We start from the raw sequence: 22,796 nt of genomic DNA, 5'->3' as shown, positions 1-22,796 counted from the left end.
TGAACACGCCCGCCAATGGCGCTAAAGAACGCGCGACGCATTTTGAAACGCGCGCATATTCGCTTTTGCAAAAGGAAATTCGCATGGCCTTCTATCCCCAGGAACGTCTGGCGCTGTTCATCGACGGGCCCAATCTCTACAACGCCGCACGCGGCCTCAATTTCGACATCGACTATCGGCGGCTCCTGCAGCTGTTCCAGAGCAAAGGCCGCCTCATCCGCGCCTTCTACTACACGGCGCTGGCCGAAGAACAGGACTACTCGCCGATCCGCCCGCTCGTCGACTGGCTCGACTATAACGGCTTCACGATGGTGACGAAGCCGATGAAGGAATTCACCGACGCCACGGGCCGCCGCCGCTTCCGCGGCAGCATGGACATCGAACTGGCCGTCGACATGATGGATCTGGCCGACAAGCTCGACCATGTCGTGCTGTTTTCGGGCGACGGCGATTTCTGCCGCCTCGTGGAAGCCGTGCAGCGGCGCGGCGTGCGCGTGACGGTCGTCTCGACGATCCGCTCGCAGCCGCCGATGGCGTCGGACGATCTGCGCCGCCAAGCCGACATGTTCGTCGATCTGTTCGACCTCGCCGCCCACATCTCGCGGCCCGGCGGTCGCGACGGCGCCAGCGGCCAGCCCAATACGCTGCCGCCGAGCGAAGTACCGCCCGCATAAAAAGGCAGCCGCTTGCCCAGCAACGAACCGTCACGGGACTGCCCGCTCTGCCCCAGGCTGGCGGCGTTCCGCGACGCGTTACGTGCCCAGCACCCAACTTGGCATAACGCGCCCGTCCCCGGTTTCGGCCCTGCAACGGCACGCCTGCTGATCTTGGGCCTCGCGCCGGGGCTCAAAGGTGCCAACCGCACGGGCCGCCCTTTCACGGGCGATTTTGCGGGCGATCTCTTGTTCGCCACGCTCCAGAAATTCGGCTTCGCGACCGGCACCTACATTGCGGGCCGCGAAGATGCGGCGTGGGTGCCGGACAATGTGGCCCTGGTCGATGCGCGCATCACGAATGCCGTGCGCTGCCTGCCGCCGGCCAACAAGCCGCTGCCGGATGAGGAAAAAGCCTGCCGCCCATTTTTGGCGGGCGAGTTTTCGGCAATGCCGAAGCTGAAAGCGATCCTGGCCTTGGGCCATCTCGCCCACAATGCGGTCTTGAAAACGCTCGCCCTCAAAGCGTCCCAAGCAAAATTCGCGCATGGTGCCCTTCACGAATTGCACGGGCACGATCTGCCCGGCGGCCTGATCCTCGCCGACAGCTACCATTGCTCGCGCTACAACACGAACACCGGCGTGCTGACGCCAGCGATGTTCGAAGCCGTGTTCGCCGGCCTCAAGGCGAGGCTGTAGCGCGCGGCGAAGGCGACTGCACCAGAAACGCAAAAAAACGAAAAATCTGGTTATTTTGTTTATTGGTATAATGATTTTTTAACGAAATTGAAGCTACTCAAATAGACCAGACGAATTATTATCGAAAGGGGAGTCCATTGAGCAACTTTGTTTCGCGGTTCCTCGGCAATCTTCGCGTCGGCGCGAAGCTCGGCCTACTCGGCGGACTTGCCGTCGTCGGCTTCCTGTTCGTCTGCGGCGTGCTTGTCTACCAAGACAGCGAACTCAGCTCGGCGCGCGAACTGCGGCAGACGGCGGACAAGCGAGCCGACAATCTCGCCGATTTTGCGCTGGAGCTTCTCCAAGCGCGACGGCACGAAAAGGACTTCCTGTTGCGCCGCACTGCGGCATCCGTCGATGCGCACGCGACGACGATGGCCAAGATCCAAAAGACGTTGGCCGAAATCCGCGTCGGTGCAGCCCCAGAACTCGCCGAAGAATACCGCAAAATCGAAGCCGGGCTTGCAGCCTACAACGAGGCCTTCGCGGTCCTCGTGCGCACGGTGCGCGAAATCGGCGTAACGGAGAACGACGGCCTGCAGGGGCGCATGCGAACAGCCGTGCGCGCCGCGGAAGCCGAGCTTCTCAAACTGGAAGCCGACAGGATCACAGTCGGGGTCCTGCAGCTGCGGCGCAACGAAAAGGATTTCCAGCTTCGCGAAACCCAGGCCGAAGCCGATACGCATGCGCGCAACACGGCGAGCCTCTTGACCCTTCTGGCCCAGTCTGGCCTTACGGCCGCGCAGACCCAAGCGCTGACCGGCCTTGTCGATAGCTATGGCGCAAGTTTCAAATCGCTCGTCGCCGGCACTGCCCAGAAAAATGCGCAAGTGTCCGCCTTGAGCAGCGCCTATGCCGCTATCGAGCCGATCATAAACGCGGCGGGCGCCGCCGAAGAGCGCGCGCATCTGGCATTCGAGGCACGCATCGACCAAAGGCTGGCGGTACTGCGCAATGTGGTCTTCGGCACGGTTGCCGCAATCTCGGCCCTCGTCGTGCTGCTGACCATTGCGATCGCGACCGCCATCACGAAATCGATGGTTTCTATTTCGACCGAGATGGGCCGCCTTGGGACGGGCGAGACCGACCTTTCGGTCGATACAAATGGCAAGGACGAAATCGCCGACATGGCGCGCTCCCTGCTCGTGTTCCGCGACAATCTCGTGAAGCAGCGCGCACTCGAAGCAGCCGCCGACGAACGGCAGGCGGCGGAGCTTGCGCGCACGAAGAAGATCGCCGAAGCGACCGACTTCTTCAGCAAGAAAGTCGCAAGCCTCGTCGACGCGACGGGCGCGTCTGTCGACGGCCTGCGCACGACATCCGACGAACTCACGCGCATTTCCGCGACCGCACTCGATCTTTCGGTGAGTGCCGCGTCGGGCGCGAACGAAGCCTCGACCAATGTCCAAACGGTCACGGCTGCAGCCGAACAACTGACCGCGTCGATCGGCGAAATTTCGCGCCAGATCGTGGCGTCCAGCCAAAGTGCGGACCAAACCGCCGATCTTGCCAAGCAGAGCGAGGAGAAGGTCCGCAAGCTCAGCGAGGTCGCCCGGAAGATCGACAGTGTGGTGACCTTGATCAACGCGATCGCATCGCAGACCAATCTGCTCGCACTCAACGCCACGATCGAGGCTGCGCGCGCGGGCGAGGCCGGCAAAGGCTTTGCCGTCGTCGCGAGCGAGGTCAAACAGCTTGCCTCGCAGACCGCCAAAGCGACGAGCGACATCGCGGAGCAGGTCCAAGAGATCCAATCACAGACCGACGGCGTCGTCGAAGCCATGTCGAGGATCGGCGAATCCGTGCTGACCATATCGCAGATGACGGCAGCCGTGTCGGCCGCTATCGAGGAGCAAACCGCCGCCACGAAGGAAATCGGGCGCAACGTGGCGCAGGCCGCCGCGGGCGTCGAAGAGACCAACCGCTCGATCACCGGGGTCAGGCAAGCGGCCGAACGCACCGGCACGAGTTCCACGGATGTCCTGTCCGCGTCCAAGGACGTCGGCGTGCAGACCGCCGATCTGGCGTCGGAGATCCACGCGTTCCTTGAAAAAGTAAAGGCGGCATAAAGCGGCAAAGCACGCATTGCTTCTGCGCCCTTGCTCCGCACCTAGTAAACCTGCGTATGGTGGGGGCATGGCATATTCTTCGCTCCGTCTATTGAACTTCGCTCCTGCGCGCATGCGCGCGGTTATCGGCGTGCTGCTGCTCGCGTTGGCAGCAGGTGCGTGCACGGGCATTCCCAAGGGTGTCGCACCCGTCGAAGGGTTCGACGTACAGCGCTACAAGGGCGAATGGTTCGAGATCATGCGGCTCGACCATAGTTTCGAGCGCGGGCTTTCGAACGTGACCGCCACCTACACGCTGCACGACGACGGCTCGGTCGGCGTAATCAATCGCGGGTTCGACGCCAAGAATTGCCGCTGGAAAGAAGCCACGGGTCGCGCCGTGTTCCAAGGGGCGCCCGAAACCGCAAGCCTGTCGGTCACGTTCTTCTGGCCGTTTGCCGGCGGCTACCATGTGCTTGCGCTCGACAAACCGGATTATCGCTGGGCGCTGGTCTCAGGCCCCACGCGCGGCTATCTGTGGCTCCTGGCCCGCCAGCCGGATCTGTCGCCCGAGATCCGCAACCGGCTTGTGGAACAAGCGCGCGGGCTCGGTTTTCCGACTGAAGAGCTGATCCTTGTGGATCACGGGCCGTTGCCTTGCGTGCCGCCGCCTTGATCCAAGCCGCCTTGATCCAAGCTGGCTTGATCCAACAGCCAGGCGCGCGCGTACCATAAAACCATGAACGACCGCCTTCGCCAGATTCTCAATCTTGTGCTTGCCGTGGCGCAGTTTGCTGCCCCCGGCTTCCATGCCGTCACCGGCATTGGCGGGCCGATCGGACGGCGCGCCGTCGACGACGGGTTCTTGGCCCCCGAGCAGCCGGCCGGTTGGGCGTTTTCGATCTGGTTCCCGATCTTCGCCCTCGGCCTCGCCTACGCGGTGCATCAGGCACTGCCGAGCGAGCGGGAAAACCCGGTCTATCGGCGCATCGGGGCGGCGACGGCGGCCATGTTCGCGGCCGGAACCGTATGGATGCTGTGGACGCAGATTTTCGGCTCTTCCGTCGTCCTGCTGCCGCTGATCTTCGGCATGTATGCGGCCACGATGGTCGCGAGTTCGGCGCTGGCGCGTACCGGCCTCGCTGGCTTGGCACTCGAGGGGCGCCTGCGGCACCTGCTGCCCGCCTTGCTGGGGTTGCAAGGCGGCTGGCTTACGGCCGCCATCATGCTGAACACGACTTCGGTTCTGCGCGGTAGCACGGCCGAGCCGTTCGGCCTCTCGATGAGCGTCTATGCGCTTGCCACCCTGTTGCCCGCGACCGTGCTTGCCATGGCAACGATCCTGGCGCGCCGTGCCAACGGCTGGTTCGTGTTCGCGTTCGGTTGGGCGCTGGTCGCGATCGCGTTTACGAACATCGTGACCCAGCCCAATTGGCCGATCGCCGCCGCCACGTTGGCGGCACTCGGCGCCATCGTGCTCGGTCATCAAAACTTTATACGAACATTGAATGTTAAGGAAATTTAGACTAAAGTGATTATTAGCTTTTTTCGGCAACCGCCGAGGCGGGTGCGCTGTTTGACATTGTGAATCTTGCGGGCCTGAAATGCCTGCTTTAGGGACCGACAAAAAACTTCGTCACATGTCGCCTATTTCAAAAGTTAATCTTTCAAAAACAGTGTTTTACAGGCCACTTCTCATACAAATGTAACCTAGGGCAACCTATTCTGACGCCTTTGGTAACCTATTGTCGCCGATCGCCGTCACCTATTTCAAGGCAGCGTCAGCCGATTTTGAGGCTGTGGAAGGTCAAGCGCCGCCAGCCGCCGCGCAGCGGGTAATGGCGCTCGACCGGCCCTTGCGGCACGAAGCCGAGCTTGGCCAGCACGCGCTCCGACGCCCGATTGCCGGGGAAGGTCTCGGCCACCATCTGGCGCGCCCCCAGGGTGCGGGCGCGGGCGATGCAGGCCTGGCCTGCCTCAGTCGCGTAGCCGAGGCCACGATAGGCGGCCCCGATCCAGTAGCCGAAGCCGGGCACCCCGTCGCGCGGGCCGCCGAAGCCGCTGGTGCCGATGAAGCTGCCGTCGGCCAGGAACAGCGCAAACACATGCCCGCCGGGGCCGGTGCGCAGTTCGATCCATTCGGCAGCCGCCTTCGCCGTCAGCGGCTCGGGCATGTGCGAGAGCATGGCGATGGCGCCCGGATCCGGCCCCAACAAGGCCGCAAAAGCCGACGCGTGGTTCGTGCGCAGCGGTTCGAGGGTCAGCCGCGGCGTTTGCAGCCGCACATCGTTGGGCACGTAGAGATCGGTCAGCTGGCGCATCGCGGCCCGACCGCCCTTCCCGGCTGCTAGCGCCGTGCGGAGAGCAGCCGGGCCTGGCTGCGTTTCCAGTCGCGCGTCGCGATCGCCTCGCGCTTGTCGGCCTTCTTGCGGCCCTTGGCGAGGCCGAGCTCGAGCTTGGCGATGCCGCGCGCGTTGAAATAGAGCTGCAAGGGCACGAGCGCCATGCCCTCGCGAGTCACAGCACCGATGAGCTTGTTCATCTCCACCCGGCTCACCAGCAGCTTGCGTGCGCGGCGCGGCGCGTGGTTCTGGCGATTGCCGCCGGCATATTCGGGGATATGCGCGTCGATCAGCCACAATTCGCCGTTGCGCTCGACCGCATGCGCCTCGCCGATCGCGATCCCGCCCGCCGCGCGCAGCGATTTGACCTCGGTGCCGGTCAGCACGAGGCCCGCCTCGAGCGTGCGTTCGATCGCAAAATCGTGCCGCGCCTTGCGATTGGTCGCGGCGACCTTGCGGCCTTGGTCGGGTGCCGGCATTCAGCTCAACAGGCCGGCCCCCTTGAGGGCCGCCTTCACGCGCTCTTTGGTCTGAGGGGCGATCGGCCCCAGCGGCAGGCGCACTTCGTCGCTGCACAGGCCCAGAAGCGAAGCCGCATATTTCACGGGGCCGGGGCTCGTCTCGGCGAACAGCGCCTTGTGCAGCGGCATCAAACGGTCCTGCAGCTTCAAGGCCGTCTTGCCGTCGCCCTTGAGCGAGGCAGCCTGCATCTTGGCCACGAGCTTGGGGGCGATGTTTCCAGTCACGGAAATGCAGCCCACGCCGCCGGTGGCGTTGAACGCCAGCGCCGTGCCGTCGTCGCCGTCGAGCTGGCAGAAATCGGGGCCGCAGGCCAAGCGCTGCAGGCCGGGGCGCGTGAGATCGCCGGTCGCGTCTTTGACGCCGACGATATTTTTGATCTGCGCAAGCCGACCCATCGTTTCGACCGACATGTCGACCGCACAGCGGCCCGGGATGTTGTAGATGAAGATCGGGATCTTCACCGACTTGGCGATAGCCTTGTAGTGCAGATAGAGGCCTTCCTGCGTCGGCTTGTTGTAGTAGGGCGTCACCACGAGGGCGGCGTCGCAGCCCACGCGCTCGGCATGGCGCGTGAGGCTAATCGCCTCGTCGGTCGAGTTCGAGCCCGTCCCCGCCATCACGGGCACGCGGCCTTTGGATGCCGCCACGCACATCTCGATCACGGCTTCGTGCTCTTCATGGCTCAAGGTCGGCGATTCGCCGGTGGTGCCGCACGGCACCAAGCCGTCGGTTCCCTCGCGAACCTGCCAGGCCACGAATTTGCGGAACGCCGGCTCGTCGACCTGCCCGTTGCGGAACGGCGTGATGAGCGCGACGAACGAACCCTTGAACATGGCGGATCTCCGGCTTGAAACTTGAAGGTCGGCGGTGGCCTTAAACGGTGGCCTTAAAAGGAGCGCGAAATTAGACCTCCCGCCCCGCTTTCGCAACAAATGCCTTTGGCTTGCGCTGGGGCGGCCTCGCGGTCTTAACTGCGTGCCATGAATACGCGTTTTCGATTCGACTGGAGGGTTGGGTTGGCCGCCCTCTGCTTGCCGCTGGCACTCGCCGCCTGTGCGCGCAGCGATGCGGCCGTCGTGCCCCCCGCTGCAATCGTGGCGGAAGCGCAAACGGCCGAACCCGTGCAGGTCGCAGCCGCGGGCGGCGCCAATGCAGGCGAAGGCGGCGATACGCTGCTGGCGCAAGCGGTCGCAAACCTCGCGGCCGGGCCGCCGACCGGGCCCATCGTCACGGCCGCGCGCACGATCCAGCCGATCGGGGCACCCGTGCTCAATGCGCGCCAGCGCGAGCTCTATACGCAAGCCTTCGCAGCCGTCGAATCCGGGCGCTGGGAAGCCGCCCGCACGCTGCTGGCGCGCGGCGACCATCCGGTCGCCAACAAGCTCTTTCGCTGGCTCGAATTGCAGCTGCCGCGCTCGGGTATTGCGTTCGAAGACATCGTCCAGTTCGTCGACCAGAATCCGGACTGGCCGTCGCTCGAAACCATCTCGCGCCGGGCCGAAGAAGCGCTGCTCGACCGGCCCAGCAACAACACGCTGGTGCTGGCTTGGTTCGGCACGCGCAATCCGCTCACGCCCGACGGTGCGATGCGCTTTGCCGACGCGCTGACCGCGTCGGGCGAACGCGAGCGGGCCTTGCGCGTGATCCGCGAGCATTGGGTCTCGGGCACATTCAACGATGTGCAGCACAAGCGCTGGCTCGAGCGCTATCGCGGCATGCTGGAGCCGCAGCACCACGCCGCCAAGCTCGACCGCCTCGTGTGGGACGGCAAGGCCGAAGAAGCGCGGCGCGTGTTCCCGCTCGTCCCGCCGGAGCGGCGCACGCTGGCCGACGCAAGATTGCGCATCCGCGCTGGCGGCAATGTGGAAGCGCAAGCCAAGCGCGTGCCCGAAAGCCTCGCCAACGATCCGGGCCTGATCTACGACCGCGTGCGCGCCTTCCGCCGCGCCAATCGCGAAGCGGCCGCGCGCGATGCGATGCGCAATCTGCCGCGCGATCTGGGCCGGCCCGAGATTTGGTGGAACGAGCGCGCCGTGCTCGCGCGCCGCTCGATCCTGGCCGGCGATGCGGCGGAAGCCTATCGCCTCGCCCGCGACCACCGCATGGCGCCCTCGCACGGTGCGAATTTCCTCGAGGCCGAATTCCTTGCGGGCTGGATCGCATTGCGCCGCCTCAACGACGCCAAGGGCGCCCAAGCGCATTTCGAACGCGTGCACGAAGCCGCGCGCTTCCCCGTGTCGCGCGCGCGCGGCGCCTATTGGATCGGCCGTGCGCTCGAAGCGCAGAACCAAATGGCCGCCGCCAACGATTGGTACAATCGTGGTGCCGCGTTCCATACCACCTACTACGGTCAGCTCGCCGCCGCGCGCAGCAAAAGCCCCGCGCGCCCAACCTGGCCCGGCCCCATCCTCGCCACGGCCGAAGACCGTCAAGCCTTCGCGCGCAACGAAGCTGTGATCGCAGCCCGCATCCTGCTTGAAACGCGCGAAAAGCCCGAGCGCGTGCGGCCGTTCCTCGTGCGCCTGGCGAGCGTGGCGCGCACGCCCGGCCAGCATGCGCTGGTCGCCGAATTCGCGCACCAGCTTGGCCGCAACGATCTTGCCGTCGTCGTCTCGAAGCGCTCGGCGCAGGCCGCAGGCGTGCAGCTCCACGATCTCGGCTGGCCCGTCCTGCCGATGACGGGCGAGCGGCCCGAGCGCGCTTTGACCTTTGCGATCATCCGCCAGGAAAGCCAATTCGAGCCCGAGGTTGTGAGCTCGGCGGGCGCGCGCGGCCTCATGCAGCTGATGCCCGCCACCGCGCGCGGCGTGGCCAAAGCCGAGAACACGCTCGGCAACCACACCGACGCAAGACTGTTCGAGCCCGCCTACAATATCCGCCTCGGCCGCTCGTATCTCGCCTCGCTCATCGACGATTTCGGCGGCTCCTACGTGCTGGCGATCGCGTCCTACAATGCCGGGCCGGGGCGCGCGCGCGAATGGATGCGCAATTTCGGCGATCCGCGCCAGCCGGACGTCGACGTCGTCGACTGGATCGAAATGATTCCGTTCGAGGAAACGCGCGGCTACGTGCAGCGCGTGATGGAAAATCTGCAGGTCTATCGCCGCAACATCGCCCCCACCCAGACCGCTTTCGACATCGAACGCGATCTGCGCCGCCGCAGCAACTGATATGGACCCGCTTTCGATCCGCAGCGCTGGGCCTGCCGACGCACCGGCCGTCGCTGGCCTCCACACCGCGAGCTGGCGCACGGCCTATCGCGATATTCTGAGCGAGGCCTATCTCGCGAACGCGCATGTCGAGCGTGCGCAGCACTGGCAGGCGCGCATGGCGGCTTGGAACCCGGCGCGCAGCTTTCTCTCTCTCGCCGAGCGGAACGGCGAAGCGCTCGGCTTTGCCTGCGTGATGGCCGATGCCGAGCCCGAGCACGGCGCACTCCTCGACAATCTGCATGTGCGGCCCGACATCAAACGCGGCGGCATCGGGCGCCAGCTTTTGCGGCACGCTGGCGCCTGGGTCGCGGCCAATCTCCCGGGCACGGCCATGCATCTCACGGTCTATCTCGCCAACGAAAATGCCGTCGGCTTCTACCGGCGCATGGGCGGGGTCGCTGGCGCACCGCACGCCTATCGCGCGGTCGACGGCACCGAGCATCAGGTGCTGCGCTTCGTTTGGGCCAAACCCGGCGCCATCGGCGCATGAGGCCCGGCCTCGTCGTGTTCGACATGGACGGCGTGCTCGTCGATTCCGAACGCATCGCCAACCGCATCTTCCACGCCTGCCTTGCCGAACACGGCGTGCCTCTCACGCTCGAACAAACCACGCGCCGCTATGTCGGGCGCAGCATGGCGTTTGCGGTCGCGGACATTGATAAGAGCTTCGGCATCGTACTGCCGCCGGACTTCGCCGAAACCGAACGCGCAAAAGTTCTGGCCGCCTACGAGGGCGAATTGCAGGCCGTCGAAGGCGTGCCGGAATTGCTCGAAGGCTTGGACTTGCCCTTCTGCCTCGCCTCGTCGAGCGATCCGCCGCGCATCAAGCGCAGCCTCGAATTGTGCGGCCTCTTGGGCTTTTTCGAGGGGCACTGTTTCAGCGCCACGCAGGTAGCCAACGGCAAACCCGCCCCGGATTTGTTTTTGTTCGCAGCCGAGCAGATGGGTTTTGCAGCGGCCGACTGCGTCGTGGTCGAAGACACGCTCGCCGGGCTCGCGGCCGCCAAGGCCGCTGGCATGAAGGCCTATGCCTATGCCGGGGCCGGCCACACCGATCGCGGCGAACTTGCCGCGACCGGTGCCGTGGTCATCGACCGGATGGCCGAACTCGCTAAGGTTTTGCGAGCAGATTGATCAGCGACGACGTATCCCAGCGCCCGCCGCCGCGCGCCTGCACGGCCGCATAGAACTGGTCGATCACGGCCGTCATCGGCAGGCGCGCTTTGTTGGTCTTGGCTTCCTCGAGGCAGATCGCCAAGTCCTTGCGCATCCAATCGACCGCGAAGCCGAAATCGAACTTGCCCTGCACCATTGTCTTGGCGCGGTTTTCCATCTGCCAGGAACCGGCCGCACCCTTGGTGATGACCGACAGCACCTTTTCGGTGTCGAGCCCGGCCTGGACCGCAAAATTCATGCCCTCGGACAAGCCCTGCACAAGGCCAGCAATGCAGATCTGGTTCACCATCTTGGTGAGCTGGCCGGCCCCTGCCGGGCCCATCAAGGTGAGCGCCTTGGCGTAGATCTTGAGCACGGGCTCGGCCTTGGCGAACACCGCATCGGCGCCGCCGACCATGATGCCGAGCTGGCCGTTTTCGGCCCCCGCCTGGCCGCCCGACACGGGCGCATCGAGAAAGCCGAAGCCTTTTTCCGTCGCCGCCTTGTCGAGTTCGCGCGCCACAAGGGCCGACGCTGTCGTGTGGTCGACGAAAATCGTACCCTTCGTCATGCCCGCAAAAGCACCCTTGTCGCCGTACACGACCGAGCGCAGATCGTCGTCGTTGCCGACGCAAGCGAGCACGATGTCGGCCCCCTTGGCGGCTTCGGCCGGCGTCGCGGCCGCCTTGCCGCCGTGCTTGGCCACCCACGCGGCGGCTTTGGCCGCACTGCGGTTGTAGACCGTCACGCTGTGGCCGGCCTTCTGCAGATGGCCTGCCATCGGGAAACCCATCACACCCAAACCCAGAAATGCCAGATTGGTCATACCCAAAACTCCTTCAAAGACACGCAATGAACGCAAGATCGAGCAGGATCGCAGGCCCCCGCACGACCCAAAGATATACGGCGCCTGCGAACAGCAAAGCCCCGCCCGCCATCAGCCCGGATTGTGCCGCATTGAGGCGCATGTTTTGCCCTCAGCCTGCCGCTGCCAGACGCGGCTGAGGGGCATCGCGCAGCGGCCAATGCAAGGCGGCCGCGATGAAGCCCGTCGCCACGCAAAGCCCCCAAACGACGTCGTAGGATCCGTACATGTCGTAGACCTTACCACCCAGCCAAGCGCCCATAAAGCTGCCGATTTGGTGCGAGAAAAAAACGATGCCGTAGAGCGTGGACATGTAGGTGGTGCCGAAAATCTGCGCCACCAAGCCCGAGGTGAGCGGCACGGTCGACAGCCAGAACAGCCCCAACGCCGAGGCGAAGATCATCACGCTCGCTTCGCTGATCGGCGTCAGCAGAAACACGATGAACACGAGCGAGCGCCCGATATAGATGCCCGCCAGCAGATATTTCTTGCGCCGCAACTGGCCGAGCACGCCCGCCGTGTAAGTGCCCACGATGTTGAAGAGCCCGACGAGGGCGAGCGACCAAGCACCCACCCAACCGGGCAGACCCTTGTCGGCGACGTAGGCGGGCAAATGCACGCCCACGAATACGACTTGGAAGCCGCAGACGAAAAAGCCGATCGTGAGCAGCCAAAAACCCGAATGGCCCATCGCTTCTTTGAGTGCTGCGCCCAATGTCTGCTGCGATTGGGCGGCTGCCGGGGCTGCCAAGCCCCGCAAGCCATAGGCAAGCGGCAGGATCGCCAAAGCGCTGAGCGCGATCACAAACAGTGCCCCGCGCCAATCCAGCATGTCGAGCAGCACCTGCGCGTACGGCATGCAGGCGAATTGCCCGAACGAGCCGCCGGCCGCAACGATGCCAAGGGCCAGCGAACGTTTTTCGGGCGGGGCCGCACGGCCCACGGCACCGAGGATGATCGAGAAGCCGGCTCCGGCCATCGCCAAACCCTGCAGCGTATTGCCGACCAGGATCAGCGTGCCGTCCTGCGCATTCGAGAGCGCCCAAAAGCCGCCCGCATAGAGCAAGCCGCCGATCAAAACCGCGCGCGCGGTGCCGAACTTGTCGGCGACCGCCCCGGCAAACGGCCCGGCGGCCCCCCACAGCAAGTTGGAAACCGCAAGCCCGAACGCAAACACTTCGCGCCCGACGCCGAGATCGATCGTCATGGGTTTGAGGAACAAGCCGAGCGTCTGGCGCAGGCCCATCATCACGGTAAGCACCAGAGATCCGCAGATCAGGATCGTCAGGTAGCTGCTTTTGCGTTCCATTTCGCCCCCCAGACTTCAATGGAACAGTGTCGCAAGGGCAAGCGGGCGCTTCAAGCCCGCGATTGTCGCGATACGCTTGAGGTTGCCCCCGGCGTGGCTTCGGCCAACTGGCGGCGGCGATGGGCGTTCAAGCTGATTTCGTCCATATTCTGCTGGTCTTTGCGCTCGGCCGCGTCTTTGTCGGCCTTGATCCGGGCCGCCAACGCGGTTTCGTAGCGCTTCAGCGTCTGGAACGCGTCCGACACGGCCTGTCGCGCCTCTTCCAATTGCGGTTGCATGCCCGCGATCTGTGCGGCCAGGCGCGCGCGACGCTCGATTACGCCGCGCGCATAGCCCGCATACGCGAACATGCCCACCTCGAGTTCGCGCGCATGGCGCTGCTCTTGGTCCTTCTCGGCTTCGAGGGCAACGGCACGCGCCTGCAGCGTCGCTTCCTGCTGCTCGATTTCAACGAGCACGCGGCGCTTGTCGTCGAGATCGGCTTCGGCCAGCCGAATGAGCGAACGCAGGCCCTTGGTTTTGGCCGCCATCTAGCGGTTCTCAACCGGCAAGGGCCGGCTCTTCGGCGCTTTCGCCTGCAGCGGCGGGATCCGGCATGCCGAGAATCTCGGCAAGTCCGGCATAGCCTTGCGCCAGCAGGGCCTGCTCGCGCTTGCCCTGCTTCAGGAAATTCTCGATTTCGGGCTGGTAGTGGATGGCTTCGTCCACGAGTGCGTCCGAGCCGCGCCGATACGCACCCAGGCGGATCATTTCCGCCATGTCTTCGTACTGCGCCATCAGCTGGCGCGCGCGCGCCACGAGCGCGTTTTCGGACGGCGTATTGCAGCCCGGCATGGTTCGCGAAACCGAACGCAGAATATTGATGGCGGGATAGCGGCCGCGTTCGCCGATCGCGCGCTCGAGCACGATGTGCCCGTCGACGATGCCGCGCACCGCGTCCGAGATCGGCTCGTTCGTGTCGTCGCCTTCGACGAGCACGGTGAAGAGGCCCGTGACACTGCCCTGCCCCGTTCCAGGCCCGGCGCGCTCGAGCAATCGCGGCAATTCGGCAAACACCGATGGCGTATAGCCCTTGGAGGCCGGCGGCTCGCCCGCCGACAGGCCGATCTCGCGCTGCGCCATCGCAAAGCGCGTGACCGAGTCCATGAGGCACAGAACGTCGCGGTCAAGATCGCGGAAATATTCGGCGATCGCCAAAGTCATATAAGCCGCCTGACGGCGCATCAGCGGGCTTTCGTCGCCCGTTGCCACGACCACGACCGAGCGTGCGAGGCCTTCAGGCCCCAGATCGTCCTGGATGAACTCCTGCACTTCGCGGCCGCGCTCGCCGATGAGGCCGATCACGACAACATCGGCCGCCGTATAGCGCGTCATCATCGACATGACCGAGGATTTGCCTACGCCCGAGCCTGCGAAAATGCCCATGCGCTGGCCGCGGCAGCAGGTGAGAAACGTGTTGATGGCACGGATGCCCAAATCGATCTTGCCGCGCACGCGTTGGCGCTTATGGGCGGCGGGCGGCGAGGCTTTGATCGCATAAGGGGCCGGGCCCATCGGCAGCGGCCCTTTGCCGTCGAGCGGTTCGCCGAGCGCATTCACGACGCGCCCCAGCCACGAACGATGCGGATAGATAACGGGATCTGAATCGGCGATTTCCGCACGGCTGCCCACGCCGATGCCGTCCACCGTACCGAACGCCATCAAAAGCGCGCGGCCCTGGCGAAAGCCCACAACCTCGCAGGGCACACGGCGGCGGTCGCGCGTGCCGACAAAACAGCGCGAACCGACGGCCAGCAGATCGTCCACGCCGCCGATCTCGAGCAGCATGCCTTGCACGGCCGAAACGCGGCCGTAATAGCGATAGGTTGGGATGCGCTCGACGGCGGCAACCAGTTCATGTGCGGACATTGGAGCTGTCACCCGTCCCAACAAGCTTGCGTAAAATCCGAGGGTTGCGGAGAGCCACGGAATGTAGCCAAGTTTGATTAACGTTGCGTAAATTTCTGCATAAAGATTTGATAAATAACGCGGTTTGTTTGGAATTGTTAACAAGGTAGCTCCCATGATACCTTGTTAACCAATTTTCGGGAGGCCCTGCTGATGCGCGTGCTGCTGGTTGAAGACGATCAGGCAACGTCTCGCTCGATCGAGCTGATGCTGAAGCAAGAAGGTTTTGTCTGCGACACGAGTGCCCTCGGCGAAGACGGGCTCGAGGTCGGCAAACTCTACGATTACGACATCATCCTGCTCGATCTGATGCTGCCCGACATGGACGGCTACGAAGTACTGCGCCGCTTCCGCGCCGGTCGCATCAAAACGCCGATCCTGATCCTGTCGGGCCTTACCGAACTCGACGCCAAGATCAAAGGCCTCGGCTTCGGCGCGGACGACTATCTGACCAAGCCCTTCGACAAACGCGAACTGATCGCGCGCATCCACGCGATCGTGCGCCGCTCCAAGGGCCATTCGCAGTCGATCATCAAAACCGGCAAGCTCATGGTCAATCTCGAGGCGCGCACGGTCGAAGCGGGTACGCGGCCCTTGCACCTCACGGGCAAGGAATACGCGATCCTCGAATTGCTGAGCCTGCGCAAGGGCACGACGCTCACCAAGGAGATGTTCTTGAACCATCTCTACGGCGGCATCGACGAGCCCGAGCTCAAGATCATCGACGTGTTCGTGTGCAAGCTGCGCAAAAAACTTTCGGGCGCCTGCGACGGCGAAAACTACATCGAAACGGTCTGGGGCCGCGGCTACGTGCTGCGCGATCCGCCCGCCAAGGGGAAGGCCGCCTAACTACCCGACCTTGGCGCCGCCGCCGGGCGCCACGACCTGGTAGATGCCGCGCTGGCCCGGCATCGGCTGGAAACGCTCCGTAACGCCCAGCACCGTCTCCGCACCGCCCAGATACAGCACGCCATCGGCCGGCATCAGCTTGGCCATGCGGTCGAGGATCTGACCCTTTGTCTTCTGGTCGAAATAGATCAGCACATTGCGGCAGAAGATCACGTCGAACGAGCCCAGCGACGCAAATTCGCTGAGCAGGTTGAAGCTGCGATACTGCACGGCCGAGCGAATCTCCGGGGCGATGCCCCATTTGTCGCCCTGCTGTTTGAAATACTTGACCAACAGCGTGATCGGCAGGCCGCGCTGCACTTCGAATTGCGTGTAGATCCCGGCCTTGGCGCGCTCGAGCGCTTCGTGGCTGATGTCGGTGCCGACGATATCGACGCGCCAGCCCGCGAGCTTGGCCGCTTCCTCTTTGAGGATCATTGCGAGCGTGTAGGGCTCTTGGCCGGTCGATGCGGCCGCACACCAGATGCGGAAGCTCTTCTTGGCCGCGCGCGACTGCAGCAATGCCGGCAAGATCAGTTGGCGGAACTGGTCGAACGGCTTGCCGTCGCGGAAGAAGAACGACTCGTTCGTCATCATCGCATCGACGACGTCGCGCTGCAGGGCCGGATCGCGCGCCGAACGCAACTGGCCCACCAGCAGATCGATCGTCGCGACGTTCCATTTGCGCGCGAGCGGCGCCAAACGGCTTTCGATCAGATACATCTTGTCCGGCCCCAGCACGAGCCCGGTCTGGTCGTAGATGTATTTGGTGAAATAGGCGAAATCGTCGGGTTTCACGCGCGCACTCCCGCGATCTTGGCAATTTCGCCCGCAATCTTTTCGATCGGCAGGACGGCCGCACAAATGCCCGCCATGGCAGCGGCCCCCGGCATGCCCCACACCACGCTCGTGGCTTCGTCCTGGGCAATCACGGTGCCGCCCGCCTCGACCAGCACCTTGCCGCCCTTGGCGCCGTCCGAACCCATGCCGGTCAGCACGACGCCGAGCACGGCAGGGCCGAACGCGGCCGCCACGCTGCGGAACATCGGATCGACGGCCGGGCGGCAGAAATTCTCGGGCGGCTCTTTGGTGATGCGAATGATTTTCTGCGTCCCTTGGCTTTCGATCTTCATGTGGTTGTCGCCGGGCGCGAGATAGATGCGGCCCGCTTCGAGCGTCTGGCCGTCCACGCCTTCGGCGCAAGGCCGCTTGGCAGTGCGTTGGATATGCTCGGCCAAAATGGTCGTGAAGGTGGCCGGCATGTGCTGCGTGATAACGATCGGCAGGCGCATTGCGGCGGGAAGCGCGCCCAGCACCGCAAACAGCGCTTGCGGACCCCCGGTCGAACTGCCGATGGCAACGATTTGCGGCACCGTGCGGCCGGCCGCGCGCAGTTGGATCGGCGTCTGCGGCGACAGAAGCGAGCTGCGCGCCGACGGCGACTGCACGCCCGCAGCCGAGGCAGCCCGCGTGGTCTCGGTCGACTGCGGGCGCGTTTCGGGCACGCCCGCCGCGCGGCTGCGGTCGCGCTTGTCGCGCCGCGCGCGGCCGAGCGCTTTGACCTTGTCGGTGAGTTCGCGCTTGAAATCGGTCGAGCCGTGGATTTCGCCCGTGGAAGACGGCTTCGGGATGTAGTCGGCCGCCCCCTTGTTCATCGCCTCGATGCTCGACTGCGCGTTGCGCTGGGTCAGCGTCGAAGCCATGATGATTTTGACGTCGGGTGCGACTTCGAGAAGCTTCGGGATCGCCGTGAGCCCGTCCATAACCGGCATTTCGATGTCGAGCACGATCACGTCCACGTCGGTGCGCCCGAGCTGGCCCACGGCGAGTTGGCCGTTGCCGACGGTCGCCACCACCTGCACGCCCGGATCGGCTTCGAGGGCGCGCGTGATGAGGCCGCGGATGACGGCCGAATCGTCCACGACCATCACGCGAACCTGCGACGGCGCGCCCGCACCCGGCTTCGGCGGTTCGGAATGGAGCGCCATCTAGAGCAGGCCGACTTGCGTAAGCTTCGATTCGACGATCTCGCTGTCGAACGGCTTCATGATGTATTCGTTGGCCCCGGCTTCGATCGCCTGCTGGATCTTCGTCATCTCGGTTTCGGTCGTGCAGAACAGAACGATGGGCGCGTTGCCGCCGGGGGAGGCGCGCAAAGCGCGCAGAAATTCGATGCCGTTCATCACCGGCATGTTCCAGTCGAGCAGGATGCCGTCCGGCATCGCGCGCTTGCAGGCTTCGAGTGCCTGCTGGCCGTCGGCGGCCTCTTCGATCTTGAAGCCGAAAGCTTCAAGGATGCGGCGCGCGACATTCCGAATGACCCGGGAATCGTCGACCACCAGAAACGACTTCATTAACGTCCTCCGTCTCCGCCGCGCACAAACCGAGCATCGGCTGATCGACTACCCCCACATATAGCCGAGCCGAGCGCCAGCGCCAACACCACTTCTTGGGCGCGCACCTCCCGGCCACTCTTCAAGCGTCGCCTGGCGCTTTGAAAGCCATCGCCAACGTCAACGCATCTTTGGCCGGAACATATGTCGTTTTGCCGCCCAGTTCGGCGACAAGACGCTGCAGAACGGCCGCCGGTGCGGCTTTGGGCGTCAATTCGTCGATCGGGACTTTGCCGGCAAGCGTGGCTTCGACCTCTTCGAAAAGGCGTGCACCCGTGCCGACCGCGCGCCATTCGAGTGCTGCACGCCCGGCGGCAATGGCGCCGTCGAAATAAAGATCGCCGCCGCGCGGCAAACCTTCCGACAGAACGAAGCCCGCGAGCAATGCGATGCGGGCCCCCCGGCGGCCGGCTTCGGCTTCGAGCTCGGGTGCGGAATTCCAGGCCGAGAGGGCGGCCTTGTCGCCCTCGAGCAAGGCCGCAAACAGCTTGTGCGCCGCAGCAAAGGGGGCACCAGCCGGCAAAGCGCCCGGCGTGCCGTAGACGGCGCGGAACACTTGCAGACGGCGGCTTGCCTGGCGTGCGGCCTGGCCGATCATGCTCACGACGTCGGGATCGCCGGCACCATCCTCGGCAAGCAGTTCGACGCCGTTGACCGACGCCCCGACGGGCCCGACAAGATCGTGGCTCATGCGCGCTGCAATCAGCTCGGCCAAACGCAATTCCAAATTCTGCGACATTGTCCCTTCACCGCTTCCAAAGACACGGTATCGTACAGGGTTCTTCATGCCGCAGAATTGGTCTATACTTCGTTAACGATGACCCGTCTTTCGCCCGGCACCTATGTCTGCCATCCCGACCGCCCCGATTGGGGCATTGGCCAAGTCCAATCCGCGATCGGCATGCGCGTGACCGTCAATTTCGAACATGTCGGCAAATTGCTGATCGATGCCGAGCACGTGACGCTCGTGCGCGTCGATCCGCAGGCCGAACTGGCCGTCAAAACGCTTTAGACCATGCGCGCTGTTTTGCTTCTTATTGCCGGTCTCTTGGCCGCCGCGGCCCTCCCCGCCCCGGCTTTCGCCGACGCGGACCCAGCACGCGGCGAGGCCGTGTTCCGCAAATGCGCGGCATGCCACACGCTCGAGGCCGGTGGGCGCAACCGCGTGGGGCCGCGTCTGCATGGGCTGTTCGGCCGCCAGGCCGGTGCGGTCGGCGATTTTCGCTACACCGCAGCCCTCAAGAATTCCGGCCTCGTATGGGACGAAACCACGCTCGACGGCTTCCTCAAGGATTCCGAAGCCTTCGTGCCCGGCACCAAGATGTATGGCGGCCTTGCGATCGACCAGGATCGCGCCGATTTGATTGCTTACCTGCGGCGCGCGACGGCGCCCTAGGGGCGCCTGCGTCAGCTTTGTATCCGCTTGCGCAGGCGCGCAATTGTGGTAAATTCAGACCCAACAAAAAGCCTCGTTTGCGGAGTCTCACATGAAAGCCATGTTTGCCGGATTTGCAGCTGCCATCGTCATCGCGATCGGCGCGCATTTTGTGCTCGACAGCGTGCAGACCTCGACCGCCGACCGCTATTCGGTCGCCTCGAGCGTACGCCTCTAAGCTTCGGCTTTGCGGCTAGATTCGAACGGCCCGCCTTTGGCGGGCCGTTTTTGATTCACGGGGGCGCGTCGATCTCGCTGCCGGTTTCGAGGTCCCAGATTTTCGCGACCTCGTCGTAACCGGCCGAAATGCCGAGCTTGCCGCCCGGCACCAACGCCACCGCCCAAACCGGCCGCTTGTGGCCGAGAAACTGGCGCTGCTCGCGCCCGTCGGCTACGCGCCACAGCCGCATCGTGCGGTCGCCGCCGCCGGACAGAAGCTGCGTTCCGTCGGCCGACAAGGCAACCGACGTGACGAACCCGCGATGGCCTTCGAGCACGCGGCGCTCCTGGCGCTGGTCCAAGTCCCACAGCCGCACCGTGCCGTCGGTCGAGGCCGAGGCAGCAAGTTTGCCGTCGCCCGAGACGGCCACACCGTTCACGCTGTTGACGTGGCCTTCGAGCATTGCAACTTCGCGGCCCGTCTCGCTGTCCCACAGGCGCAGCGTGAGATCGTAGCTGCCCGACAAGAGCGTGCGCCCGTCGGGCAAGAACGCGACCGACATCACGTTGGCCGTGTGGCCGTTCAGGCTGCGAAGCAGCCGACCCGTTGCGATGTCCCAGATCGCGATACTGCGGTCCCAGCTTGCGGATGCCGCACGTTTGCCGTCGCGCGACACGGCGACGGCGGCCACGTTGGCCTTGTGCCCCTCGAAACTGCGCACGAGCTTGCCGCTGCCGAGGTCCCACAATTTCAGAGTCGCATCCCAGCTGCCCGACAAAGCGAACGATGTGCCCGGCACGAACGCCACGCCATTGACCGATGCGACATGCTCGTCGAACAGTTTGAGTTCGCGCTGCGTGGGCAGATCCCACAGCCGCACCGAATAGTCCCACGAGCCGGTCAGCACCTGCTTGCCGTCGGCCGACACCGCAACGGCATTGACCATGGCGCCGTGCCCGGCAAGTTCGGCTGCGGCCGGGGTCGTCACCAGCAGCAAGGCGGCAATCAAGGCACGAATGCGCATGTTCGGATCTCGCCAAAGAAAAAGGCCCGCGCCGATGGTCTGGCGCGGGCCGGAAGTCTACGAAATGCAGGCCCTTCAGTCGTGGCCCATCTTGTATTGCGGTGCGGCCTGGCCCTTGAGTTTGGCAAGCCACAGGCCGTGATGCTCCTTGGCCCAGTTCTCGTCGACGAGACCCGTGCCCATCGCGTCGAACGCCTGCTCCATGCCGAGCGAGCCGATATAGATGTGCGCGATCACGATCGCCGTCAGCACGAGGCTGACGACGGCGTGGATCACCTGCATGAGCTGCATCGAGGCCACGTCGCCGAGGAAGAACGGGAACATCAGCCACACGCCCGAGACGCTGAGGGCAACGCCGCCCGTGATCACCGACCAGAAGATGATTTTCTGGCCGGCATTGAACTTCTCGGCCGGCGGATGCACGCCCTTCGTGAACAGCCCGCCGCCGACTGCGATCCACTGCAGATCGACCTTGGACGGAATGTTGTGGCGCACCCACAGCACGAACATCAGCACCACGCCGAGCATGAAGCCGAAGGCGAGGTAGTTGTGCAGATACTTGAACGCGACCGAGATGGACGTGAACGCGTCGGGGCCCAGCAGCGGCAGCAGCAGATAGCGCCCGTAGGTGATGTTGAGGCCGGTGATCGCCAGCACCACGAAGGCGCCCGCCGTCATCCAGTGCACGAAACGCTCGAACGAATTGAAGCGCTCGACCGTGCGGCCCGACATGCCGCTGTCGATCATGATCTTGCCGCGCAGCAGATAGAACGCGATCAACAAGCAGCACATGCCGAGAATCAGCCACGAGCCCCAAACGCGGATCGGGCCCTTGACGGCCGCACGCCAGTCGCGGCCTGCGGGCTGGATCAGCGTGGCGAGCTTCTGGTCCGGAATCGTGACCTGGCCGCGCGTGGGTGCCAACGCGCGCAGCAATTCAGCATCGTTCGACATCAGCCCCGCTTCCGGGCGCATGCTCGGACTCTGGTAGCTGCCGGGGCCTGCGGGCGGCAGATTGACGCCGTCGAGGCGGCTCACCGGCGGTGCGGCCGTCGAGACGACCGGCGGCGGTGCTGCAGCGGGTGCCGCAGGTGCCGGTGCCGGCGCTTGCGCCGATGCGACGCCCGCAACCAGCAGGGCGGCACCGACGACGAGCGAACGAAGAATGTTGGCGGATTTCATGGTTTCTCTCCCCCCTGCCGACGCTAGTAGCGCTGGCCGGAATTGGCGCGGTTTTCGAGCATGTCGCGCGCATTGGCGGGCACGGCGGGTGCAGCGACGCTGCGCCCCAGATACGAGCCTTGCGCACCTTCGCGGATGCCGGGGTCGCGTGCGCTGAACGCGGCGGCAGATATCAGCAACAGCGCGAAGACGACCCAGAGAATGCTGCGTTGACCGGATGACATTTTGCTTCAAGTCCTTCTTGGCAATGCGGCCGGCCGCAAGGGGCTTCTCTTTCGAGGGGGCCCCTTGCGGCCGGATTTCGAGATCAGGTGCGCGACGGATCGCCGTAGGCCGTGGCCCAGCCCCAAGCGCCCGAGCCGTAGCCACGCGTGGCCACACGCTCGCGGTAGATGCCCGCGATGACGTCGCCGTCACCGCCGAGCAGCGCTTTGGTCGAGCACATTTCGGCGCACAGCGGCAGCTTGCCTTCGGCCAGACGGTTGCGACCGTACTTGGCGAAGCTGGCGTCCGTGGTCGAAGCCTCGGGACCGCCAGCACAGAAGGTGCACTTGTCCATCTTGCCGCGCGTGCCGAAATTGCCGGCCTGCGGATACTGGGGTGCGCCGAACGGGCAGGCGTAGAAGCAGTAGCCGCAGCCGATGCACAGATCCTTCGAGTGCAGCACCACGCCTTCGGCCGTCTTGTAGAAGCAGTCGACCGGGCAGACGGCCATGCAGGGCGCGTCCGTGCAGTGCATGCACGCCATCGAGATCGAACGCTCGCCGGGTTTGCCGTCGTTGAGCGTCACGACGCGGCGGCGGTTGATGCCCCACGGCACTTCGTGTTCGTTTTTGCAGGCGGTGACGCAAGCGTTGCATTCGATGCAGCGTTCGGCGTCGAGCAGGAATTTCATGCGAGCCATGTCTGTCGCTCCCTAAGCC

At 64.6% G+C, this 22,796-nt stretch carries 28 protein-coding genes; 12 read left to right on the top strand and 16 right to left on the bottom strand.

Annotated elements, in window-relative coordinates; all coding sequences use genetic code 11:
• Positions 1 to 83: 83 nt before the first annotated feature.
• From O9320_09580 to O9320_09560, 5 genes are all read left to right on the top strand, one after another.
• The gene (locus O9320_09580; protein MCZ8311092.1) at positions 84 to 674 is read left to right on the top strand and encodes an NYN domain-containing protein; all 591 of its coding nucleotides are present in this window, start codon (positions 84 to 86) and stop codon (positions 672 to 674) included.
• A 12-nt stretch (positions 675 to 686) separates the two neighbouring features.
• Positions 687 to 1,352, top strand: coding sequence for a uracil-DNA glycosylase (locus tag O9320_09575; GenBank protein MCZ8311091.1), 666 nt, complete (start codon positions 687 to 689; stop codon positions 1,350 to 1,352).
• A 137-nt stretch (positions 1,353 to 1,489) separates the two neighbouring features.
• Complete coding sequence (locus O9320_09570; protein ID MCZ8311090.1) at positions 1,490 to 3,460, top strand: HAMP domain-containing methyl-accepting chemotaxis protein; 1,971 nt, start codon at positions 1,490 to 1,492, stop codon at positions 3,458 to 3,460.
• Between the two features lie 67 nt (positions 3,461 to 3,527).
• Positions 3,528 to 4,115 carry a lipocalin family protein gene (locus O9320_09565; protein ID MCZ8311089.1) on the top strand — a complete coding sequence of 196 codons (588 nt, stop codon included), beginning with the start codon at positions 3,528 to 3,530 and terminating at the stop codon, positions 4,113 to 4,115.
• Between the two features lie 63 nt (positions 4,116 to 4,178).
• Positions 4,179 to 4,964, top strand: a complete 786-nt coding sequence (locus O9320_09560; GenBank protein ID MCZ8311088.1) for a hypothetical protein — start codon at positions 4,179 to 4,181, stop codon at positions 4,962 to 4,964.
• 256 nt (positions 4,965 to 5,220) lie between these two features.
• Here the strand turns inward: O9320_09560 and O9320_09555 are convergent, their stop codons facing one another.
• The 3 genes from O9320_09555 to dapA are packed head-to-tail and all read right to left on the bottom strand — an operon-like array spanning position 5,221 to position 7,136.
• The gene (locus tag O9320_09555) at positions 5,221 to 5,760 is read right to left on the bottom strand and encodes a GNAT family N-acetyltransferase (protein ID MCZ8311087.1); all 540 of its coding nucleotides are present in this window, start codon (positions 5,758 to 5,760) and stop codon (positions 5,221 to 5,223) included.
• A 26-nt stretch (positions 5,761 to 5,786) separates the two neighbouring features.
• Positions 5,787 to 6,260, bottom strand: coding sequence for an SsrA-binding protein SmpB (smpB, locus tag O9320_09550; GenBank protein ID MCZ8311086.1), 474 nt, complete (start codon positions 6,258 to 6,260; stop codon positions 5,787 to 5,789).
• A complete protein-coding gene (gene dapA, locus O9320_09545) occupies positions 6,261 to 7,136 on the bottom strand; it encodes a 4-hydroxy-tetrahydrodipicolinate synthase (GenBank protein ID MCZ8311085.1) in 876 nt (291 codons plus the stop codon).
• Between the two features lie 183 nt (positions 7,137 to 7,319).
• Here dapA and O9320_09540 point away from each other — a divergent pair, with 183 nt between their 5' ends.
• Genes O9320_09540 through O9320_09530 form a run of 3 tightly spaced genes read left to right on the top strand, consistent with a single transcriptional unit; the run spans position 7,320 to position 10,649 of the window.
• Positions 7,320 to 9,473: a lytic transglycosylase domain-containing protein gene (locus O9320_09540; GenBank protein ID MCZ8311084.1), complete on the top strand. Its 2,154-nt coding sequence runs from the start codon at positions 7,320 to 7,322 to the stop codon at positions 9,471 to 9,473.
• Between the two features lies 1 nt (position 9,474).
• The gene (locus tag O9320_09535; GenBank protein ID MCZ8311083.1) at positions 9,475 to 10,005 is read left to right on the top strand and encodes a GNAT family N-acetyltransferase; all 531 of its coding nucleotides are present in this window, start codon (positions 9,475 to 9,477) and stop codon (positions 10,003 to 10,005) included.
• Positions 10,002 to 10,649: an HAD-IA family hydrolase gene (locus O9320_09530; GenBank protein MCZ8311082.1), complete on the top strand. Its 648-nt coding sequence runs from the start codon at positions 10,002 to 10,004 to the stop codon at positions 10,647 to 10,649. The genes O9320_09535 and O9320_09530 overlap by 4 nt, the downstream gene beginning before the upstream one ends.
• Here O9320_09530 and O9320_09525 read toward each other — a convergent pair.
• From O9320_09525 to fliI, 5 genes are read right to left on the bottom strand one after another with little or no spacing between them, the layout of a single operon-like run.
• A complete protein-coding gene (locus O9320_09525) occupies positions 10,627 to 11,496 on the bottom strand; it encodes an NAD(P)-dependent oxidoreductase (GenBank protein MCZ8311081.1) in 870 nt (289 codons plus the stop codon). The genes O9320_09530 and O9320_09525 overlap by 23 nt on opposite strands.
• 13 nt (positions 11,497 to 11,509) lie before the next feature.
• On the bottom strand, positions 11,510 to 11,638 hold the full coding sequence (locus O9320_09520; GenBank protein ID MCZ8311080.1) for a hypothetical protein: 129 nt from the start codon (positions 11,636 to 11,638) through the stop codon (positions 11,510 to 11,512).
• Between the two features lie 9 nt (positions 11,639 to 11,647).
• Positions 11,648 to 12,844, bottom strand: a complete 1,197-nt coding sequence (locus tag O9320_09515; protein MCZ8311079.1) for an MFS transporter — start codon at positions 12,842 to 12,844, stop codon at positions 11,648 to 11,650.
• A 50-nt stretch (positions 12,845 to 12,894) separates the two neighbouring features.
• Positions 12,895 to 13,374 (bottom strand): flagellar FliJ family protein, encoded by a 480-nt coding sequence (locus O9320_09510; protein ID MCZ8311078.1) that lies wholly within the window; start codon positions 13,372 to 13,374, stop codon positions 12,895 to 12,897.
• A 10-nt stretch (positions 13,375 to 13,384) separates the two neighbouring features.
• Entirely contained in the window at positions 13,385 to 14,752 is a 1,368-nt protein-coding gene (gene fliI, locus O9320_09505) for a flagellar protein export ATPase FliI (protein MCZ8311077.1), read from the bottom strand.
• Between the two features lie 192 nt (positions 14,753 to 14,944).
• Between fliI and O9320_09500 the strand changes: the two genes are divergently transcribed.
• Positions 14,945 to 15,640: a response regulator transcription factor gene (locus O9320_09500; GenBank protein MCZ8311076.1), complete on the top strand. Its 696-nt coding sequence runs from the start codon at positions 14,945 to 14,947 to the stop codon at positions 15,638 to 15,640.
• On the opposite strand, the gene O9320_09495 is transcribed toward O9320_09500, so the two are convergent.
• The 4 genes from O9320_09495 to O9320_09480 form a co-directional block, all read right to left on the bottom strand.
• A complete protein-coding gene (locus O9320_09495) occupies positions 15,641 to 16,477 on the bottom strand; it encodes a protein-glutamate O-methyltransferase (protein ID MCZ8311075.1) in 837 nt (278 codons plus the stop codon).
• Positions 16,474 to 17,667, bottom strand: coding sequence for a chemotaxis response regulator protein-glutamate methylesterase (locus O9320_09490; GenBank protein ID MCZ8311074.1), 1,194 nt, complete (start codon positions 17,665 to 17,667; stop codon positions 16,474 to 16,476). Before O9320_09490 ends, O9320_09495 begins: the two co-directional genes overlap by 4 nt.
• Positions 17,668 to 18,033: a response regulator gene (locus tag O9320_09485; protein MCZ8311073.1), complete on the bottom strand. Its 366-nt coding sequence runs from the start codon at positions 18,031 to 18,033 to the stop codon at positions 17,668 to 17,670. It abuts the gene before it with no gap.
• Between the two features lie 121 nt (positions 18,034 to 18,154).
• Complete coding sequence (locus O9320_09480; protein MCZ8311072.1) at positions 18,155 to 18,811, bottom strand: histidine phosphotransferase family protein; 657 nt, start codon at positions 18,809 to 18,811, stop codon at positions 18,155 to 18,157.
• A gap of 78 nt (positions 18,812 to 18,889) precedes the next feature.
• Here O9320_09480 and O9320_09475 point away from each other — a divergent pair, with 78 nt between their 5' ends.
• From O9320_09475 to O9320_09465, 3 genes are all read left to right on the top strand, one after another.
• Positions 18,890 to 19,084 carry a DUF3553 domain-containing protein gene (locus O9320_09475; GenBank protein ID MCZ8311071.1) on the top strand — a complete coding sequence of 65 codons (195 nt, stop codon included), beginning with the start codon at positions 18,890 to 18,892 and terminating at the stop codon, positions 19,082 to 19,084.
• Between the two features lie 3 nt (positions 19,085 to 19,087).
• Positions 19,088 to 19,468 carry a cytochrome c family protein gene (locus O9320_09470; protein MCZ8311070.1) on the top strand — a complete coding sequence of 127 codons (381 nt, stop codon included), beginning with the start codon at positions 19,088 to 19,090 and terminating at the stop codon, positions 19,466 to 19,468.
• 91 nt (positions 19,469 to 19,559) lie between these two features.
• The gene (locus O9320_09465) at positions 19,560 to 19,685 is read left to right on the top strand and encodes a hypothetical protein (protein ID MCZ8311069.1); all 126 of its coding nucleotides are present in this window, start codon (positions 19,560 to 19,562) and stop codon (positions 19,683 to 19,685) included.
• Positions 19,686 to 19,740: 55 nt separating this feature from the next.
• Here O9320_09465 and O9320_09460 read toward each other — a convergent pair whose 3' ends face one another.
• The 4 genes from O9320_09460 to fdh3B all read right to left on the bottom strand — a co-directional run bounded on the left by O9320_09460 (position 19,741) and on the right by fdh3B (position 22,777).
• Complete coding sequence (locus O9320_09460; GenBank protein MCZ8311068.1) at positions 19,741 to 20,691, bottom strand: WD40 repeat domain-containing protein; 951 nt, start codon at positions 20,689 to 20,691, stop codon at positions 19,741 to 19,743.
• Positions 20,692 to 20,766: 75 nt separating this feature from the next.
• Positions 20,767 to 21,873 (bottom strand): formate dehydrogenase subunit gamma, encoded by a 1,107-nt coding sequence (locus O9320_09455; GenBank protein ID MCZ8311067.1) that lies wholly within the window; start codon positions 21,871 to 21,873, stop codon positions 20,767 to 20,769.
• A gap of 23 nt (positions 21,874 to 21,896) precedes the next feature.
• Complete coding sequence (locus O9320_09450; protein MCZ8311066.1) at positions 21,897 to 22,097, bottom strand: hypothetical protein; 201 nt, start codon at positions 22,095 to 22,097, stop codon at positions 21,897 to 21,899.
• Between the two features lie 83 nt (positions 22,098 to 22,180).
• The gene (fdh3B, locus tag O9320_09445; GenBank protein MCZ8311065.1) at positions 22,181 to 22,777 is read right to left on the bottom strand and encodes a formate dehydrogenase FDH3 subunit beta; all 597 of its coding nucleotides are present in this window, start codon (positions 22,775 to 22,777) and stop codon (positions 22,181 to 22,183) included.
• Positions 22,778 to 22,796: the final 19 nt, after the last annotated feature.

The organism is Magnetospirillum sp. (genome assembly GCA_027532905.1).
Lineage (GTDB): Bacteria > Pseudomonadota > Alphaproteobacteria > CACIAM-22H2 > CACIAM-22H2 > Tagaea.
Note: the sequence above shows the minus strand (reverse complement) of the source record. Positions and strands in the feature narration are given on the sequence as shown.